Below are 16,795 nucleotides of genomic sequence, written 5' to 3' on the forward strand. Positions count from 1 at the left end.
CCACAGAGTTCTTCGGTGAACACAGATTCTGCATTCACCACCGAACCACTGTGGGAGCGAGCCTGCTCGCGAAAGGGCCCTAAACAGCAACGCTGATCTCCTGCCGGTCCACCGCCACCAACGTCTCGATCAGCGCCCGCGCCGCCGGCGACAGGCGAAACCCGGTGCGACTGACGATCCCGCAGCGCGCATTCATGCTCTCCAGGTTCTGCGGCAGATTGCGCCAGTGCAGCAACACCAGCGAACCCTTGGCAATGTCCTCGACAAACGCCTCTTCCGTGCCCACGCCAATTGCATTCGATTGCAGCACCACTTTGACCAGCGCCGGAAAATGCTCGGTCTCGATGGTCGGGGAAAAATCGATGCGCCCACTGAGGTTCGCCAGCAATTTGCGAATCCCCGGCGGGATCAGCGTCGTCGCCAACGGGTAGTCGAACATGTCGTTGGTCGACAGGCTTTCCTTGGCCAGCAACGGATGCCCCGGCCGGCAGAAAAACACCCCGCGCTTGGGCGTCAGCGCCTGCGTCTGGAAGTTCGGATCCGACTCGAAATGACGGATGTCGGCGATGAAGAATTCGATCTCTTCACGGCTCAGCGCGCGGCTGAGTTTTTCCCAGTTATCCACCTGAAAACAGGTGCGCACTTTCGGGTGCTCGTTGATGAATTGCGCCACCGCATCCGGCACCAGTTTCACCGCTGGCGCCGGGCCGCAACCGAAGTGCACCTCGCCGGCGTCGAGCTTGGTCATCTGCGTCACTTCAGCACTGAGCAGCGCCGCGCCTTGCACCAGGCTCAAGGCGTGTTGCAGCACCACCTGACCCTCGGGCGTGGGGCGCAGGTCCTTGTTGCCGCGATCTACCAGCACGCAGCCGAACTCCTGCTCCAGCCCTTGAATACTGCGGCTGAACGCCGGTTGAGTGATGCCCATCGCATCCGCCGCGCGGACAAAACTGCGGTGTTCGTTGAGGGCGATGAAGTAGCGCAACTGGCGAAGATCCATATGCTTTTCCGGCATCCTAAAAATAGCTCGAAGGCATTTGCGACGAGGGTTGCTAGAGGTTTTAAATGCAAGCTCTTATTCCGTCAACGAAGCATGTGAATATCTATTAGATGTAAATGGAATATAGATAGAGCGTTGTTTCGCTGCCGTCCAACCGTAAGCAGTCGATGAGGGTCTACCCATGAGCAATGCCGCACTCGCAGTAAAACCCGCTGTCCACGCGCTGGAGATTCATCCGGTCGCCGGTCGTATCGGCGCCGAGATCCGTGGCGTGCATTTGTCCGGTGAGCTGGACGCCGCCACCGTCGAAGCTATCCAGCAGGCGCTGGTTCAGTACAAAGTCGTGTTCTTCCGTGAGCAGACCCAGCTTGATGATCAGCGTCAGGAAGCCTTCGCCCATCTGCTCGGCGAGCCAGTGGCGCACCCGACCGTCCCGTCCCGTGAGGGCACCCGTTATCTGCTGGAACTGGACGGCGCTGAAGGCCAGCGTGCCAACTCCTGGCACACCGACGTGACCTTCGTCGACGCCTACCCGAAAGCCTCGATCCTGCGCTCGGTGGTGGCCCCGGCCTTCGGCGGCGACACCCTGTGGGCGAACACCGCGACGGCGTACAACGGCTTGCCAGCCGAGCTGCGTGAGCTGGCCGACAAACTGGTCGCCGTGCACAGCAACGAATACGACTATGCCAGCGCCAAGCCGGACGTCTCGGCGGAGAAGCTTGAGCGCTATCGCAAGGTCTTCACCTCTACCGTTTACGAGACTGAGCACCCGGTGGTCCGCGTGCATCCGATCAGTGGCGAAAAGAGCTTGCTGCTGGGGCATTTCGTCAAACGTATCAAGGGTTATTCGCAGGCGGATTCGGCGCATCTGTTCGGGCTGTTGCAGAGCCATGTGATCCGCCAGGAAAACACCGTGCGCTGGCGCTGGAAGACGGGTGATGTGGCGATCTGGGATAACCGTTCGACGCAGCACTATGCGATTGATGATTACGGCACTCAGGATCGGGTGGTGCGTCGGGTGACGCTCAAGGGGGAAGTGCCGGTGGGCGCGAATGGGCAGCGTAGTCAGACCATCAAAGGTCGTGACTGAAGATCAACATCCCCTCACCCCAGCCCTCTCCCAGAGGGAGAGGGAGCCGACCGAGTTGTCTCCCGTTATGCATCGACCTGAAAGATCTTTATCGATTATGGATTCGGTGAGGCACGATCAGGTCGGTGTACCTCTGAAATATCCCCCATTCAGTCCCCTCTCCCTCTGGGAGAGGGTTAGGGTGAGGGGCTCTTCCCGCTACCAAACACCAATCTGAACAACCTTCTCGGTCTCCGGCTCACCGTAGCGAAACCGCTGCCCGCGCAAATCTATCTCCCGATGACTGATCGTGGTGCGCCGCTTCAACCCGCGCACCCACTCAAACAAATACGCCGCATGTTCCTCGCGCACCGCCGCGAATTCCGGGTCATCGCCCAAGTCGCGCAACTCCTGCGGGTCATTCAACAGGTCAAACAACTGCGGTCGGAAACCGTCGTACGCCAGGTATTTCCAGCGCTCGCTACGCACCATGGTCATGCGGCAACGGTCGATCGGCTGGCCCAAACGCTCACGCGCCGGCGCCTGGAAGGCGTAGTCGTATTCACTGATTGCATAGCGGCGCCAGTCCGGATGTTCACCGTGCAGAAGCGGGATCAACGAACGCCCTTCAAGCCGATGCTCCGCCCCCGGCAATCCCAATGCCTGAAGAAACGTCGGCAACGCATCGATGGTTTCCGCCAGTCGATCATCCACCGTTCCGCGCGTGACATCCGCCGCCGCCCGAGGGTCGCGCACGATCAACGGCACGCCCACCGCCTGCTCCAGCAAAAATTCCTTCTCGCCCAGCCAGTGATCACCGAGAAAGTCGCCGTGATCGCTGGTAAACACGATCAGCGTGTCATCCCAGCGTCCGTTGCTTTGCAGAAAATCGAACAGCCGTCCGAGTTGATCATCCACTTGCTTGATCAGGCCCATGTACGTAGGGATTACAGTCAATCGTACTGAATCGCGGGAAAAGTTGAGGCTTTCCTCATGCTGGCGAAAAGCAGTGTATACGGGGTGTTTGCTGGCTTCGGAGGGCGTCGCCCGGACCGCTTCGAGAATCGATTTCGTACTGTACAAGGCGTGGTACGGAGCTGGTACGATGTAGGGCCAGTGCGGTTTGATATAGGAAAGGTGTAAACACCACGATTTCTCGCCTTGCTCGGTGATGAAGTCGATGGCTCGATTTGTAGTGTAGACAGTCTCTGAGTGTTGCTCGGGAATTCGTGCTGGCAAATTCGCATGACGCATTTTCCAGCCGCTGAGGATTTCGCCGTTTTCGCCTTCGGCGGCATTGACCCAGTCGTGCCAGGGGTTTTTGCCGTCGAAGCCGTGTTCACGCAGGTAATGGGTGTAGGGCGCGGATTCGCGTTTGTCGTCGAACAGCGGGTCGTCGGGGTAGATGCCGTCGTGGCGCATGTAGGGTTCGAAACCGACTTCGTTGAGGATTTCGGCCTGTTCGCTCTCGGGGTTGATCGCCAGACGCTGCAAGGCATCGACATTCGCCGTGGCGTGGGTCTTGCCTACCAGCGCGGTACGAATGCCGTGCGGGCGCAGGTAATCGCCAATCGTCAGTTCTTCCAGCGGCAGCGGCACGGCGTTCCACGCCACTTGATGGCTGCTGACATAACGTCCGGTGTAGGCCGACATCCGCGATGGGCCGCAGATCGTGCCTTGGGTGTAGGCGCGGCTGAAACGAACGCCGGCAGCGGCGAGGCGATCGATATTTGGTGTGTGCAGATGCGGATGGCCGTAGCAGGACAGGTAATCGCGGCGCAGTTGATCGCACATGATGTACAGCACGTTGCGCACGGGGTTTGGCGGGGTGGGCATGGGGTTCACCGGTCAATGGGACAGGCGAGGGTTTTCGCTTTCGGTGGGGGTTTTCGGCAAGTGCATTTGGGGAATGGGTTTTATGCAGGAAATGCATCGTTGCCTGTGCTGGCCTCTTCGCGAGCAGGCTCGCTCCCACAATGGATTGTGGTGAATGCCGCATGTGTGATCGCCACTAACCCTGTGGGAGCGAGCCTGCTCGCGAAAGCGTCATCTCAGACAGCAAAATTCTCCAGTGAACAGACTTCCTCATCCACCGCATCAATCGCCTTGATCTGCTCAATCATCGCCTCGGCCAACGGCGACAACCGATACCCCGCCCGGCTGACAATCCCATAGCGGGTGTACAGCTCCTCAAGATCATCGGCCAACCCTTCAATGCGCAAACACACCAGCTCACCCTTGGCTTGATGCAGCGCATCGGAATACGCCCCGACAATTCCGATCGCATCCGAACGCAGCACCACGCTGAGCAGGCTCGAGCTGTTTTCACACTCCACATTGGGTGTGAAATCCGGCCGCCCACTGAGGTCGACTATGACTTTGCGCAGGTTCGGCGGACGAATACTTACCGCCAAGGGATAGCTCATCAATTGCTCGGCGGTGACCCGCTCAAACCCGGCCAAAGGGTGGCCGGCACGGCAACAGAAATGCCATTTACGCGGCCGCAACCGGTGGGTCTGGTAATCCGGATCCGCCTCGAAGTGCCGAGTGTCCGCGACGAAAAATTCAAACTCTTCGCTGAGTAACCGCTTGCTCAGACTCTGCCAGTCATCGACCTGAAACTGCACCCGCGCTTTCGGATAGCGGCCGATGAAGCTGCCAATCGCCCGAGGGATCAAACCCGCCGCCGGCGCCGGCCCACAACCGAAGCGTAATTCCCCCGCTTCCAGCCCATTGAACTGGCTGATCTCGTTGGCCATCTGCTGCGCGCCACTGACCAGTCGCCGTGCGTGCTCCAGCAGCACCTGGCCCTGTTTGGTCGGCGGTAATTCCTTGCGCCCGCGATCAACCAACTGACAGCCGACGCTGTGCTCCAGCGCCTGAATGCTGCGGCTGAACGCCGACTGCGACAGGTTCACCGCCTGCGCGCCGGCGACGAAGCTGCGTTGTTCAGCCAAGGCGATGAAGTGACGAAGTTGGCGCAAGTCGATATGCATTTTTCACATAAAAAATATCCGGGAAATGCATTGGATATGCATTACGTCGACTCCTTATAAAGGCAATCTCTTATGCAGTAAATATTTGTAAAACCATAAATAAATAACTTAAAAGAATATGCAGCGCTGATGATGTCTGTGTGTTTTTTGACCAGGAGCCGCGTCATGAGTCCGTTGAACCTTGCGTCACCCTTAACGCCACGACGGCTCAAACGCCTGCCTCTGGCCCTGTTGCTGGCAGGGAGCGCGAGCTGGACTCACGGTTACGCCGCCGAAGCAGAAACCCCGGCGCCAGTGCCGGCTGGCAAGCCTGCCGCCAACAGTTCACAACTGGAAACCGTGACCGTCACCACCCGCCGCCGCGAGGAAAGTTCGCAGGACGTACCGACGCCCATGAGCGTGGTCAGCGGGCAGAATCTGGAGACGCAGCGGGTCTACCGGATTCAGGATTTGCAACAACTGGTGCCCAGCGTCAACGTCGCCTACATGCACGCACGCCAGTCCAGCGTGTCGATCCGGGGCTTGGGTAATAACCCTGCAAGTGATGGACTGGAAGGCAGCGTCGGCCTGTACATCGACAACGTCTATCTGGGCCGCCCGGGGATGGCGGTGTTTGACTTGATGGACATCGAACAGCTTGAAGTCTTGCGGGGGCCGCAGGGCACGCTGTTCGGCAAAAACACCACCGCCGGGGTGATCAACATCAGCACCCGCGCGCCAACCTTCACGCCTGAGCGCAGCATCGAAACCTCGGTCGGCGAGGACGGGTATTTCCAGACCAAGGGCACGATTTCCGGCCCGCTCAACGATCAACTGGCCGGGCGTTTTTCGGCCTATCGCACCCGTAGCGACGGCGACATCAAAAACGAATACGACGGCCATGATCTCAACGGTGGCTCGCGCGAGGGCTTCCGCGCGCAAATGCTGTTCAAGCCCAACGAAGATTTCAACCTGCGCTGGATCGGTGACTACAACGAAGAGGATTCCAGCGCCGGCACCCGCGTGCTCTACAACACCGGGCCGACCATCAACGGCGTCAACCTGTACCAATCGCGCGCCAACGCGGCCGGGGCAACATTGGTCAACGGTTCGCACCGCAAGGTCAATCTGGACAACGACCAGCATGTCACCGTGCATCAGGGCGGCACGTCGGTGGAGGCCAACTGGACGCTGCCGAGCGACTTCACACTGACCTCGATCAGCTCCTATCGCTTCTGGAATTTCACCCCGCGCAACGACGACGGCCTCAACGTACCGGCGAGTTACAACGCCGGGGTGTCGGTGGAAGACAAACAGTATTCGCAGGAATTTCGCTTGGCCTCGCCCAAGGGTGAGTTCTTCGATTACGTCGTCGGCGCCTATTACTTCGGTTCGGACCTGGACAACAAATCCTTCGCCTATTACGGCCCGCAAGCCGATATCTGGAATGGCACGCCGGCCGGTGCGCTGGCCAACGTCACCAGTGTTGGCAACGGCCATATCAAGACCGACAGCTTTGCGCTGTTCGCCCAAGGCACATGGCACCTCACCGAGCGGCTGGATTTCACCGCCGGGGTGCGTGGCACCTATGAAGAAAAAAACGCCTGGGTCACGCGCAATGCGCCGGTCGGCGGCGCGTCAGTCACGGGCGCTGCGGCCACGGCGCGACGCGGTCGTGCCGGCGCTTACGATTCCGGCGACTTGAATCAGTACAGCTCCAGTCCTTCCGGGTTGCTCAACCTCAGCTATCGCATCACCGATGATGTGCTCGGTTACGCCACGCTGTCCCACGGCGAGAAATCCGGCGGGGTCAACCTCGCCGTCGGTTCCGCTCCGGTGGCCGGCGCCGACTCGCTGCTGATCGGCACCGAACGTGCGAACAACGCCGAACTCGGCTTCAAGAGCACGCTGTGGGACCACCGTCTGCAGCTCAACGCCAACGTCTTCTGGACCCAGGTCAACGCTTACCAGACCAATGCCTACGACGCAGAAAATCGCGTGCAGTACCTGACCAACGCCGGTTCCGTGCGTTCGCGCGGCGTCGAGTTCGAAAGCACGGTGATCCCGCTGCGCGGCCTGACCCTGAACATCAACGGCTCCTACAACGACGTCAGCTACCTCTCGTACAAAGATGCCCCGTGCCCGCCGGAAGTCAGCCAGGCGCCGGGCGCTCCAGCGTCTTGCGATCTCAGCGGCCATCAAGTGGTCGGCGCTTCGAAGTGGATCGGTAACGCCAACGGCGAATACAAATGGAATCTGGATAACGGCTTCGAACCTTACGTCACCGCGAGCTATGCATTCCGTTCGAAAGCCGTCGGCACGGTCGAGGATTCCGACTACGGCCAGATCCCGAGTTACGCCGTGGTCAACTTCTCCACCGGCCTGCGCGGCGACTTCAACCAAGGTCAGTGGGACGTGTCGCTGTGGCTGAAAAACGCCTTCGACAAAACCTACTACACAACCCTGTGGACGGGCGGCAACGGCGGCTATGAAGGCCTGCTCGGCACACCGCGCACGCTAGGCGTCACCGGTCGCTACGACTTCTGATTCGTCACTCAAGGAGCTGCATCATGTTGCGTATCAAAACCGCTTTGCCGGTGTTGCTGTCCGGCGCAGTGCTCAGTGCCGGCGCCTTCGCCGCACCGAGTGTTTACCCGACGGGTGTTACTCGTTACGACCCGACCAAGGCGTTCAACCAGTACGTGATTTTCAGCGGTGCGGACAAACAGACGCACCTGATCGACATGAACGGCAACGAGGTGAAAACCTGGCCACAGGCAGGTTTCCCGTCGGCGATCATCGATCCAAAACTGGTCGGCGGCGAGCGCGGGCATGTGTTGCTGCAACTGAGTGAAAAGGATCCCGGCAAACTCGGTTCGGCCGGCAATGGTCTGGGCAATCAGAGCATCGGTGAGCTGGACTGGAACGGTAAAGTTGTCTGGCAGTGGGGCGACAAGGCCCCCGGTGGCGCGGCGCAACAGCACCATGATCAGCGCCGGCTGAGCAACGGCAACACCGTGGTGCTGGCGAACAAGGTGCACAAGGTCAAAGGCTTCAAAGTGCCCGAGGTGATCGACGATGCGATCTATGAAGTCAGCCCCGACGGCGCGGTGAAATGGCAGTGGCTGGCCTCGGAGCATCTCAATGAATTCGGTTTCACCGCCGAGCAATTGAAACTGGTGCGCGCCAGTGAAAATCCGGATTACCTGCACATCAACAACCTCAGCCTGGTGGGGCCGAACAAGTGGTTTGATGCCGGTGACAAGCGCTTCAATCCGGACAACCTGTTGATCGATTCACGCAACGCCAACTTCATCGCGATCATCGATAAAAACAGCGGCAAAGTGGTCTGGCGCCTCGGGCCGAATTTGCCGCTGAGCAACCCGAAAACCGCGCAGAAATTGCCGCGTCCGGTGGATCAGTTTGTCGGTCAGCATGATGCCCACATCATTCCGGCAGGATTGCCTGGAGCCGGTAACGTGCTGGTGTTCGATAACCAGGGATCGGCGGGTTATCCGAACGTCACCCTCGGGCTGATTTCCGGTTCGCGGGTATTGGAAATCGACCCGGTGAAAAACGAAATCGTCTGGCAGTACAGCGCGGTGAATTCGAAGCAGCCGGGGTGGGCGTTCTACAGCTCGTTTATCAGCAGCGCGCGACGCTTGCCCAACGGCAACACGCTGATCGACGAAGGCATGAACGGACGGTTTTTCCAAGTGACAGCCAGCGGTGAAAACGTCTGGGAATACGTCAGTCCCTATCTCGGCAAGGCGCCGGGCAGCGACGCGATCAGCAACTGGGTGTATCGGGCGCTGCCTGTGAGTTATGACTGGGTGCCAACGGGTACGCCACGCTCCGAGACAGCGGTTAATGCCCCGGTTGTCAGTGTGCAGCAAACCAATGCCAGTCGTTAGTTGAAATGGAATTAGTGCTCGAACGAACGGCGATAAGTTATGACCGAGTTGAACAGTGCATATTGCAATTTCGTTAGTAACTCGCGTGGACAATAGTTGAATGTCCAACCATCCTGACTGTCGTGAGTTTCCAGGAGGAAACTTGCTCTCATCGGAAGACACTTATCCAACGATAAAGGAAATCTCGTTATGTCGAGCATTAATGGCAATTATGTAAACGCTAACGCTGGCGCCAAACTGACGATTACCGATGGCAACGATTCCAACGGCACCTTCAGCGGTAAATTCAGTCAGAACGGCGTGAATTACGACATTGCTTACGGGCACTACCATTTCCAGAATAGCACTGGGCAGCCTACGATCATCACGTTCACGGCTCTGAATGACGGCACTGGTTATCAGTCCTGGACATTGTTCTCGCCGGATCACAATTATTCAAAAGTTCGTGCGGTTGGTTCGCGCACAAACTTTGATGGTGATGTTGTTGGCGTGGCAGGGGAATTCGTCAAACAGTAACGGTGGCTAAAGAAGCCGCCACGCCTTTTTCGGGCGTGGCGGCTTTTTTATACCCCTCGAGAAAATCGCGGCTACGATCAACGGCGATTAATTAATTGCCTGTAATTAACACACAGGTTTGCGCTTTGCAGCCTTTTGCGTGACTAAGCGTCACAAATTTGATTGCCGCCTCGGGTGTCGATGTAGCGACTGTCACAGCTGACTCTTTGTAGTCCTTGGTCTGAATACGTTCGCCCGGCAACACAACTTTGCGCCACTCGTTTTGAAATACATAAAGGGGGAAGCTGGTTTTGTTGCTGATCTCCAGTTGCGCAGGCAGTGTGATCTTCGTCGCGGCCGAGGCCACCGATAAGGGCGCCAGTAACAGCACCATGTAAATCATTGTCCGTTTGGTTAATTGCATCATTACTCTTCCTGAGTCGATTTTAGAATGCGCTGACATCTAATGCGCCCACGGCATGTCAATCAACTCGATTGTTGTAAGCAGGAATGTAGTGCTGCCCCATACCTTCAGCGAATACTTTTAATGCTTGAAAAGCATGGCGTTTTGGACGCTGGGCTGCGGCCCTTGATTGGCGTGGCTTTGCGAGAAGTGATCAGTTTTAATATATCCAAATGATCTATCCATAACTTGAAAGATTACTTTCGGAGATAAGTCTCAGGCCCAATCATTCACCCATCGATTCGCCGTGGGGGATTCAACAAACGGTCGATCGGCAGTTTTTGTAGAGAACGCAAAAAGACCGCAGGGAGTGAATCAATGGGCAATGTCCAGACCGCCGCCAGCGCAGAGGAATTGCTGTGGCGTCAGACGCCGGGTGGCGAGTTGGTCGATCTCGGCCGGCCGCATCGTGTGCCGCTGGGGCAGTTGCGTTTGCAGCGTGCACCCAAAGGCATTTTGAGCCGACGCGAAACCCTTCTGCTCGGCGTGCTCGCGCTGGTGGTGCATGGCGCGGTGATCTATTGGATCAGCCAGAAGCCGACGCCGGTGCTGCCGATCGTGCCGCCGGAAATTCCGCCGATGACCATCGAGTTCTCGCGCCCGGCACCGCCGGCGCCACCGGTTGTCGAGCCGCCGCCACCTGCGCCAGTGGTTGAACCGCCACCGCCGGTGGAAGACGAGCTGGCGGTAAAACCACCGCCGCCAAAACCCGTTCCGAAACCCAAACCGGTGGTTAAACAGGCACCCAAACCAGCACCGAAAACGGTCGAGCAACCACCGGCGCCGCCACAACCGGCTGCCCCGGTTGCAGCGCCAGCGCCACCTGCGCCTCCCGCGCCGGCACCGGTAACCCCGGCCTCAGCGAATGCTGCGTACCTGAAAAACCCGGCGCCGGAATACCCGTCGCTGGCTCAGCGTCGCGGTTGGGAAGGCACGGTGTTGCTGCGCGTGCATGTGTTGGCCAGCGGCAAACCGGGTGAGATCCAGATAGCCAAAAGCAGCGGCCGGCAACAGCTCGACGACGCGGCGCTGAACGCCGTGAAGCGTTGGAGTTTCGTCCCGGCCAAGCAGGGTGATGTCGCCCAGGACGGCTGGGTCAGCGTGCCCATCGATTTCAAGATTCATTAAACCGAAACCAAATTCGCGCAAAACGTTTACACGAGGGAATACATCATGACGTTACTGGCATCTCCACTGGAATCCATCGAAAGCGCGGTGATCTGGCTGTTGGTGGTTTTTTCCGTCGCCACTTGGGGCCTGGCATTGCTCAAGGCTGTGCAGTTCGGGCGTCTGAAGGCACAGGACCGGCGTTTTCATAAACGCTTCTGGGCGGCGTCGAGTCTCGATTCCGCCGCTGAATTGAGCGAAACCCAACCCGGCGCTGCGGCGCGGGTGGCGCAGGCCGGTTACGCGGCGATTCAGGTGGGCGAGGCGCCACAGGCCAATGATTTGAGCCAGGCGATCAACCATCAGGATCGACTGGAGCGCGCTTTGCGTCAGCAAATTGTCCGCGAACGCCGTTCGCTGGAAACAGGCTTGGCAGTGGTCGCCAGTATTGGCAGTACCTCGCCGTTCATTGGTTTGTTCGGCACGGTGTGGGGAATCATGGAAGCGTTGAAAGGCATCAGCGCGGCCGGTTCGGCGAGCCTGGAAACGGTGGCCGGGCCGATCGGTGCGGCACTGGTCGCCACGGGTGTGGGGATCGCCGTCGCGGTGCCGGCGGTGCTGGTTTACAACTATTTTTTGCGTCGGTTGAAACTGACGGCGGCGGATCTCGATGACTTCGCCCACGACTTCTACAGCCTGGCGCAGAAGAGTGCGTTCCGCGTGTTGATCCATCCCACCGCGCACAAGGTCGCTGCGCCGGGCAACGCAGCAAAAGTGAAGGAGGCGTCCTGATATGGCCTTCTCCACGCAAGACAGTGATGAGGTACTCAGCGAGATCAACGTGACGCCGCTGGTGGATGTGATGCTGGTGCTGCTGGTGGTGTTTATCGTCACCGCGCCGCTGCTGACCAACGCGATCCCGATCAACCTGCCGAAGACTGAGGCGGTGGCGCCGGTCGAGCAGAAGGATCCGCTGGTGGTGAGCATCGACGGCGCGGGCAAACTGTTTATCAACAAGGATGAGATTCAGCCGGACTTGCTGGAATTCAACCTCAAGTCGGCCAAGGCCAAGGACCCGGAAGTGCGCGTGCAGTTGCAGGCCGATGACGGGGTGAACTACGGCGAAGTGGCGCGGGCGATGGCTTCGATTGAACGGGCGGGGATTACCAAGTTGTCGGTGATTACTGCGCGGTGACAGATTCAACGTTTTTCCGGGGCCGTCTCCTTGGCAGGGTGCGGCCCTTTTTTTATTTTTGGCAGGGAGAAAAGCCCCTCACCCTAGCCCTCTCCCGGAGGGAGAGGGGACTGACCGCGTTGTTTGGCCGCTATACGCCGACCTGAAATACCCAGTCGAACTCCGGATTTGAAAGGCCAGGTGATCGGCTCCCTTCCCCCTCGCCCCCTTGGGGGAGAGGGCAGTGAGGGGGAAAAGATTTCAAGCCATGCACACGTCTCATATTCAATTCAGGTCTTAATAAATAGCTTCTTATTCCTTAACGAATATAAATCCCCTCCCTATACTCGTTCAGGAACAGACACGACGCAGGAGAGCTCCCCATGCGCAACGAATCAATCCGCTACCTGATTGTGCCGGGCTGGCAAGGATCGCCAGATGATCATTGGCAAAGCCACTGGCAGAACAGCCTGCCAAACAGTGCGCGGGTCGAGCAGGCCGATTGGCTGACGCCGCGTCGTGAAGACTGGGTCGCGGCACTGGCCGAGGCGATTGCTGCCGACAGCACGCCGGTCATCCTTATCGCCCACAGCCTCGGCTGCATCACCGTTGCCCACTGGGCGGCCACGGCGCCGTTGCAATACCTGCGTCAGGTCCGCGGCGCCTTGCTGGTTGCGCCGGCCGATGTCGAGCGCCCGGCCTGCGCGCCGGCGCTGCGTAACTTCGCACCGATTCCGACTGATCTGCTGCCGTTCCCAAGCCAGGTGGTCAGCTCCGACAACGACGCCGCCGTCAGCGCACCGCGCGCTCTGGAACTGGCGCGCAACTGGGGTGCCGAGGCGGGGATTCTCGCCGGTGCCGGACACATCAACGTCAAGTCCGGGCATCAGCGTTGGGAGCAGGGTTTTGCTTATCTATATCGCTTGCAAAACCGTATGGAACACCACGCTCGCCGCCGCGCCTGATTTTTATTTCTTTCAACGCCCCCGTCTCCCGGCGGTTTTGGGCGGGAGTCTGCCATGAGTTTCGAAACCTTCGGTCAGCCATTGCTGACCTTTCCTGACGCGGAAAAAAGCCCCCTGAGCATTCGCGCCAAGGCATTGGTGTTTGTCGACCCACGCTCGCGTCAGTTGCGTGAAGAGCTGGAGCAATTGGCGCCGCGCTCGACCTCGGTATTGATTCGTGGCGAGACCGGCACGGGTAAAGAATTGCTCGCCCGGCACATCCATCGCGCCAGTGACCGCAGCGGTCTGTTCGTTTCGGTCAATTGCGGCGCGATCAGCCCTACCTACGCCGATGCCGAACTGTTCGGTTACGCCGCCGGCAGTTACAGCGGCTCGGCCAGCAGTCGTGCCGGATGGTTCGGTTCGGCCAATGGCGGCACCTTGTATCTGGATGAAATCGGCGACTTGCCGCTGCCGATCCAGATCAAACTGCTCGCCGCCCTGGAGAACCACGAAGTCACTCGGGTCGGTGCGCATCAGCCGAGCCCGGTGGATGTGCGTCTGGTGGCCGCGACCAGCATCGATCTGGCGCAAGCAGTGGACGCCGGGAAATTCCACGAGCGGCTTTATCACTACCTCAGCGAAGGTCATCTCGAGTTGCCAGCGTTGCGCGCGCGTATCGGCGATATCCTCTCGTTGGCCGAGTACTTCCTTGGCATCTATAGCCAGCGCCTCGACCTGCCTGTGCCGCTGATCAGCGAAGCAGCGCAACACGTGCTCGAACAACACAGCTGGCCGGGCAACACCCGCGAGCTGGAAAACGTCATTCACTTTGCCTTGCTGGTGAGCACCGGTGACGAGATTCTCCCAGAGCACCTGAACCTGCCCGAGGTGTCTGGGCCGCAGCTTCAGATCGAGCGACTGGTTGCACAAATCAACATCGGCGGCAGCGTCGATGAGCGTAAGGCATTGAAAGATTTGCTGATTCGTTTGGGTGAGGCGTTGTAACCGTTTCGTTCAACATGAACAAAATGGAATATGAAGCTGAATAAACGTTATTGTCCGGGAATAAAAAATCCCGGTATTGTCCGACCCACGCCAGCGATATCACTTCACTGGCACACGTATTAATGCCGTCGTCGATGACGACCGTGATTTTCGATAAGGACACTGCATGAAAAAGGTTCTGTTGTTTACCGCATTGGCGGCTGCTCTGACTGCTTCCCTGGCCAATGCCGGCGAGAAACTGGTGGTTGCTGCGACCCCGGTGCCGCACGCTGAAATCCTTGAGCTGATCAAACCGACCCTCGCCAAAGAAGGCGTGGATCTGGAAATCAAAGTCTTCACCGACTACGTTCAGCCGAACGTACAGGTTGGCGAGAAGCGTCTGGACGCCAACTACTTCCAGACCCTGCCGTACCTGAACAGCTTCAACCAGGGCAAATACAAGGACGACAAGTCCAAGTACCTGGTGACCGTGCAGGGCGTGCACGTTGAACCGTTCGGCGGCTACTCGAGCAAATACAAGACCCTGGCTGAATTGCCGGACGGCGCGACCATCGCCATCCCGAACGAAGGCAGCAACAGCGGCCGTGCCCTGATCCTGCTGCAGAAGGCAGGCCTGATCGAGCTGAAAGACCCGAAAAACGCTCTGGCAACGCCAAAAGACATCGCCAAGAACCCGCATAACTTCAAGTTCAAGGAACTGGAATCGGCCCTGCTACCACGCGTTCTGAAAGAAGTTGATCTGGACATGATCAACACCAACTACGCGCTGGAAGCCAAGTTGAACCCGCAGAAAGATGCGCTGGTGATTGAGGGCGCTGACTCGCCGTACGTGAACTTCCTGGTGGCCCGTGAGGACAACAAGAACAGCGACGCGATCCAGAAACTGGCCAAAGCCCTGACCAGCCCGGAAGTCAAAGCGTTCATCGAGAAGAAATACAACGGCGCGGTACTGCCGGCGTTCTGATCTGACGCTTGAGTGAACCCCTTCAAGGTGTGAAAACGCCGATGGCCAGCGATGGGCATCGGCGTTTTTGTGTGTGCGTTGAAAAGCCCCTCACCCTAGCCCTCTCCCGGAGGGAGAGGGGACTGATTGGGGGATGCTGTAGAGGTACGCCGATGTGAAAGATCTCCGCCGAATCCATAATCGGGTGATCTGGTCAAACGATACTGGACACGGTTATAGGGTTTTACCCTTTTTCATGCCGCCAGGGCCTCCATGTCCACCGGAGTTCGGTAGCCATTGTGACTGTGCAGCCTGATCCGATTGTAATAATGGGTCAGGTAGCGCAACACATCGGTACTGGCCTCGTCTTCGTTTCGGTAGCCTGTCTTGGGTATCCATTCAGATTTCAAACTGCCAAAGAAACGCTCCATCGGCGCGTTATCCCAGCAGTTTCCTCGTCGACTCATGCTTTGTTTTATGCGCATGTCCGCCAGCGTTTCACGAAACACTTTACTACTGTAATGACAGCCCTGATCCGAATGGAACATTAGGTTTTCAGGGCGTCCTCGCGACTCGAAAGCCATCTTTAACGCTCGACAGGTCAGAGCTGAATCCGGACTTCTGGACATCGCCCAGCCGACGATGCGGCGGGCATGCAGATCAAGTACAGCAGCCAGATAAACCCAGTAAGTACCGGCCCAAATGTAAGTCACGTCGCCACACCACACTCGATTGGGGGCCTCGACATTGAATTTACGCTCCAAATGATTGGGGGCGTATTGCGCCTCCGCACCGCTGGGTTTGTACCGATGCCTGCGCCGTTGCTGGCTCTTCAAACCGAGCTCGCGCATCAGGCTACGAGCCATGTAACGACCTACCGACTCTTTTTCGTTACACAGCGCTTTTGACAGGCTGCGCGCGCCCATTGAGCCGCGACTTTGCTCATGTAATTCGGCAGCCTTGATCTTTAGGCGATCGCGCCCGACATGCACTTTCGCCCGCTGTTTCAGACGCTCGTAATAACTGCTGCGGTTGATACCAAACACGCCACACAACTCGGATCTTGGATATTGCTCGCTTAACTCCTCGACCAGCCTTACCGATCGAGGGAATCCGACATCAAGAGAGCTGTAGCCTTTTTTAAAATTTCCTTCTCGCGCTCAATCCGTCGAATTGTTGCTTCCAGTTCTTGGATGCGTTGTTGGTCAACGGTCATGGCCTTGGACTTCTCAGGCGTCTTGCCGCTGCGCTCCGCACGCAGTTGCTCAACCCAGCGGCGCAGAGCTGTAGGGCCCACGCCCATTGCTTCACAGGCTTCACTCACCGAATAGTCTTTATCCAAAACCAGGCAAGCCGCATCCCGTTTGAAATCTGTCGAAAAATATCGTCTGGTCAAATCACACCTCGTCGTTGGGCGTAGATTAACGCCCTTTAGGGGTGTCCAGAATCATTAAGCCAGATCAGACTCGATCTTTCAGGTCGATGTTTGACGCAAGACACCTCGGTCGGCTCCCTCTCCCAGAGGGAGAGGGGACTGATTGGGGGATGCTGTAGAGGTACGCCGATGTGAAAGATCTCCGCCGAATCCATAATCGACTCGATCTTTCAGGTCGATGTTTGACGCAAGACACCTCGGTCGGCTCCCTCTCCTAGAGGGAGAGGGGACTGATTGGGGGACGCTGTAGAGGTACGCCGATGTGAAA

The 16,795-nt window shown here is 58.2% G+C and carries 15 protein-coding genes; 10 read left to right on the plus strand and 5 right to left on the minus strand.

Translation table 11 applies throughout. From position 1 onward, the window contains the following. Positions 1–79: 79 nt before the first annotated feature. On the minus strand, positions 80–1,000 hold the full coding sequence (locus HU718_RS02040) for a LysR family transcriptional regulator (protein ID WP_186616281.1): 921 nt from the start codon (positions 998–1,000) through the stop codon (positions 80–82). Positions 1,001–1,181: 181 nt separating this feature from the next. Here HU718_RS02040 and HU718_RS02045 point away from each other — a divergent pair, with 181 nt between their 5' ends. Further along, a complete protein-coding gene (locus HU718_RS02045) occupies positions 1,182–2,090 on the plus strand; it encodes a TauD/TfdA dioxygenase family protein (RefSeq protein ID WP_186616282.1) in 909 nt (302 codons plus the stop codon). Between the two features lie 198 nt (positions 2,091–2,288). Here HU718_RS02045 and HU718_RS02050 read toward each other — a convergent pair whose 3' ends face one another. Together HU718_RS02050 and HU718_RS02055 are read right to left on the minus strand one after the other, a co-directional pair. Further along, the gene (locus HU718_RS02050; RefSeq protein ID WP_186616283.1) at positions 2,289–3,905 is read right to left on the minus strand and encodes an alkaline phosphatase family protein; all 1,617 of its coding nucleotides are present in this window, start codon (positions 3,903–3,905) and stop codon (positions 2,289–2,291) included. 215 nt (positions 3,906–4,120) lie between these two features. Further along, positions 4,121–5,065 carry a LysR family transcriptional regulator gene (locus tag HU718_RS02055; protein ID WP_186616284.1) on the minus strand — a complete coding sequence of 315 codons (945 nt, stop codon included), beginning with the start codon at positions 5,063–5,065 and terminating at the stop codon, positions 4,121–4,123. Positions 5,066–5,230: 165 nt separating this feature from the next. Here HU718_RS02055 and HU718_RS02060 point away from each other — a divergent pair, with 165 nt between their 5' ends. The 3 genes from HU718_RS02060 to HU718_RS02070 all read left to right on the plus strand — a co-directional run bounded on the left by HU718_RS02060 (position 5,231) and on the right by HU718_RS02070 (position 9,474). Beyond that, positions 5,231–7,591, plus strand: coding sequence for a TonB-dependent receptor (locus HU718_RS02060; RefSeq protein WP_186616285.1), 2,361 nt, complete (start codon positions 5,231–5,233; stop codon positions 7,589–7,591). A gap of 23 nt (positions 7,592–7,614) precedes the next feature. Continuing rightward, positions 7,615–8,958: an aryl-sulfate sulfotransferase gene (locus tag HU718_RS02065; RefSeq protein WP_186616286.1), complete on the plus strand. Its 1,344-nt coding sequence runs from the start codon at positions 7,615–7,617 to the stop codon at positions 8,956–8,958. Between the two features lie 189 nt (positions 8,959–9,147). Then, on the plus strand, positions 9,148–9,474 hold the full coding sequence (locus HU718_RS02070) for a hypothetical protein (protein WP_034151843.1): 327 nt from the start codon (positions 9,148–9,150) through the stop codon (positions 9,472–9,474). 91 nt (positions 9,475–9,565) lie between these two features. Here HU718_RS02070 and HU718_RS02075 read toward each other — a convergent pair whose 3' ends face one another. Further along, complete coding sequence (locus HU718_RS02075; protein WP_146232755.1) at positions 9,566–9,877, minus strand: hypothetical protein; 312 nt, start codon at positions 9,875–9,877, stop codon at positions 9,566–9,568. 357 nt (positions 9,878–10,234) lie between these two features. Between HU718_RS02075 and HU718_RS02080 the strand changes: the two genes are divergently transcribed. From HU718_RS02080 to HU718_RS02105, 6 genes are all read left to right on the plus strand, one after another. Further along, positions 10,235–11,044: an energy transducer TonB gene (locus HU718_RS02080; protein ID WP_186616287.1), complete on the plus strand. Its 810-nt coding sequence runs from the start codon at positions 10,235–10,237 to the stop codon at positions 11,042–11,044. A 45-nt stretch (positions 11,045–11,089) separates the two neighbouring features. After that, positions 11,090–11,815 carry a MotA/TolQ/ExbB proton channel family protein gene (locus HU718_RS02085; protein WP_134176178.1) on the plus strand — a complete coding sequence of 242 codons (726 nt, stop codon included), beginning with the start codon at positions 11,090–11,092 and terminating at the stop codon, positions 11,813–11,815. 1 nt (position 11,816) lies between these two features. Then, on the plus strand, positions 11,817–12,218 hold the full coding sequence (locus tag HU718_RS02090; RefSeq protein ID WP_003220570.1) for an ExbD/TolR family protein: 402 nt from the start codon (positions 11,817–11,819) through the stop codon (positions 12,216–12,218). 362 nt (positions 12,219–12,580) lie between these two features. Next, the gene (locus HU718_RS02095; protein ID WP_093440491.1) at positions 12,581–13,162 is read left to right on the plus strand and encodes an alpha/beta hydrolase; all 582 of its coding nucleotides are present in this window, start codon (positions 12,581–12,583) and stop codon (positions 13,160–13,162) included. Between the two features lie 54 nt (positions 13,163–13,216). Then, positions 13,217–14,149 carry a sigma 54-interacting transcriptional regulator gene (locus HU718_RS02100; protein ID WP_110720868.1) on the plus strand — a complete coding sequence of 311 codons (933 nt, stop codon included), beginning with the start codon at positions 13,217–13,219 and terminating at the stop codon, positions 14,147–14,149. A gap of 166 nt (positions 14,150–14,315) precedes the next feature. Beyond that, positions 14,316–15,113, plus strand: coding sequence for a MetQ/NlpA family ABC transporter substrate-binding protein (locus HU718_RS02105; RefSeq protein WP_007918708.1), 798 nt, complete (start codon positions 14,316–14,318; stop codon positions 15,111–15,113). A 233-nt stretch (positions 15,114–15,346) separates the two neighbouring features. Here the strand turns inward: HU718_RS02105 and HU718_RS02110 are convergent. Next, positions 15,347–16,488 (minus strand): IS3 family transposase gene (locus HU718_RS02110; protein WP_437180867.1). Its coding sequence is split into 2 segments (ribosomal slippage): positions 15,347–16,227 and positions 16,227–16,488, totalling 1,143 coding nucleotides; the frame shifts between segments, so codons are not numbered across the junction. Between the last annotated feature and the right edge of the window lie 307 nt (positions 16,489–16,795).

It is taken from the genome of Pseudomonas tensinigenes, from assembly GCF_014268445.2.
In the GTDB taxonomy this organism is placed as follows: Bacteria; Pseudomonadota; Gammaproteobacteria; order Pseudomonadales; family Pseudomonadaceae; genus Aquipseudomonas; species Aquipseudomonas tensinigenes.

Bases quoted from the DNA above. Each gene is read 5' to 3' on its own strand.
- HU718_RS02095 (WP_093440491.1), top strand. From the start codon at position 12,581: ATGCGCAACGAATCAATCCGCTACCTGATTGTGCCGGGCTGGCAAGGA.
- HU718_RS02050 (WP_186616283.1), bottom strand. From the start codon at position 3,905: ATGCCCACCCCGCCAAACCCCGTGCGCAACGTGCTGTACATCATGTGC.
- HU718_RS02045 (WP_186616282.1), top strand. From the start codon at position 1,182: ATGAGCAATGCCGCACTCGCAGTAAAACCCGCTGTCCACGCGCTGGAG.
- HU718_RS02085 (WP_134176178.1), top strand. From the start codon at position 11,090: ATGACGTTACTGGCATCTCCACTGGAATCCATCGAAAGCGCGGTGATC.
- HU718_RS02060 (WP_186616285.1), top strand. From the start codon at position 5,231: ATGAGTCCGTTGAACCTTGCGTCACCCTTAACGCCACGACGGCTCAAA.
- HU718_RS02100 (WP_110720868.1), top strand. From the start codon at position 13,217: ATGAGTTTCGAAACCTTCGGTCAGCCATTGCTGACCTTTCCTGACGCG.
- HU718_RS02040 (WP_186616281.1), bottom strand. From the start codon at position 1,000: ATGGATCTTCGCCAGTTGCGCTACTTCATCGCCCTCAACGAACACCGC.
- HU718_RS02055 (WP_186616284.1), bottom strand. From the start codon at position 5,065: ATGCATATCGACTTGCGCCAACTTCGTCACTTCATCGCCTTGGCTGAA.
- HU718_RS02065 (WP_186616286.1), top strand. From the start codon at position 7,615: ATGTTGCGTATCAAAACCGCTTTGCCGGTGTTGCTGTCCGGCGCAGTG.
- HU718_RS02105 (WP_007918708.1), top strand. From the start codon at position 14,316: ATGAAAAAGGTTCTGTTGTTTACCGCATTGGCGGCTGCTCTGACTGCT.
- HU718_RS02090 (WP_003220570.1), top strand. From the start codon at position 11,817: ATGGCCTTCTCCACGCAAGACAGTGATGAGGTACTCAGCGAGATCAAC.
- HU718_RS02075 (WP_146232755.1), bottom strand. From the start codon at position 9,877: ATGCAATTAACCAAACGGACAATGATTTACATGGTGCTGTTACTGGCG.
- HU718_RS02080 (WP_186616287.1), top strand. From the start codon at position 10,235: ATGGGCAATGTCCAGACCGCCGCCAGCGCAGAGGAATTGCTGTGGCGT.
- HU718_RS02070 (WP_034151843.1), top strand. From the start codon at position 9,148: ATGTCGAGCATTAATGGCAATTATGTAAACGCTAACGCTGGCGCCAAA.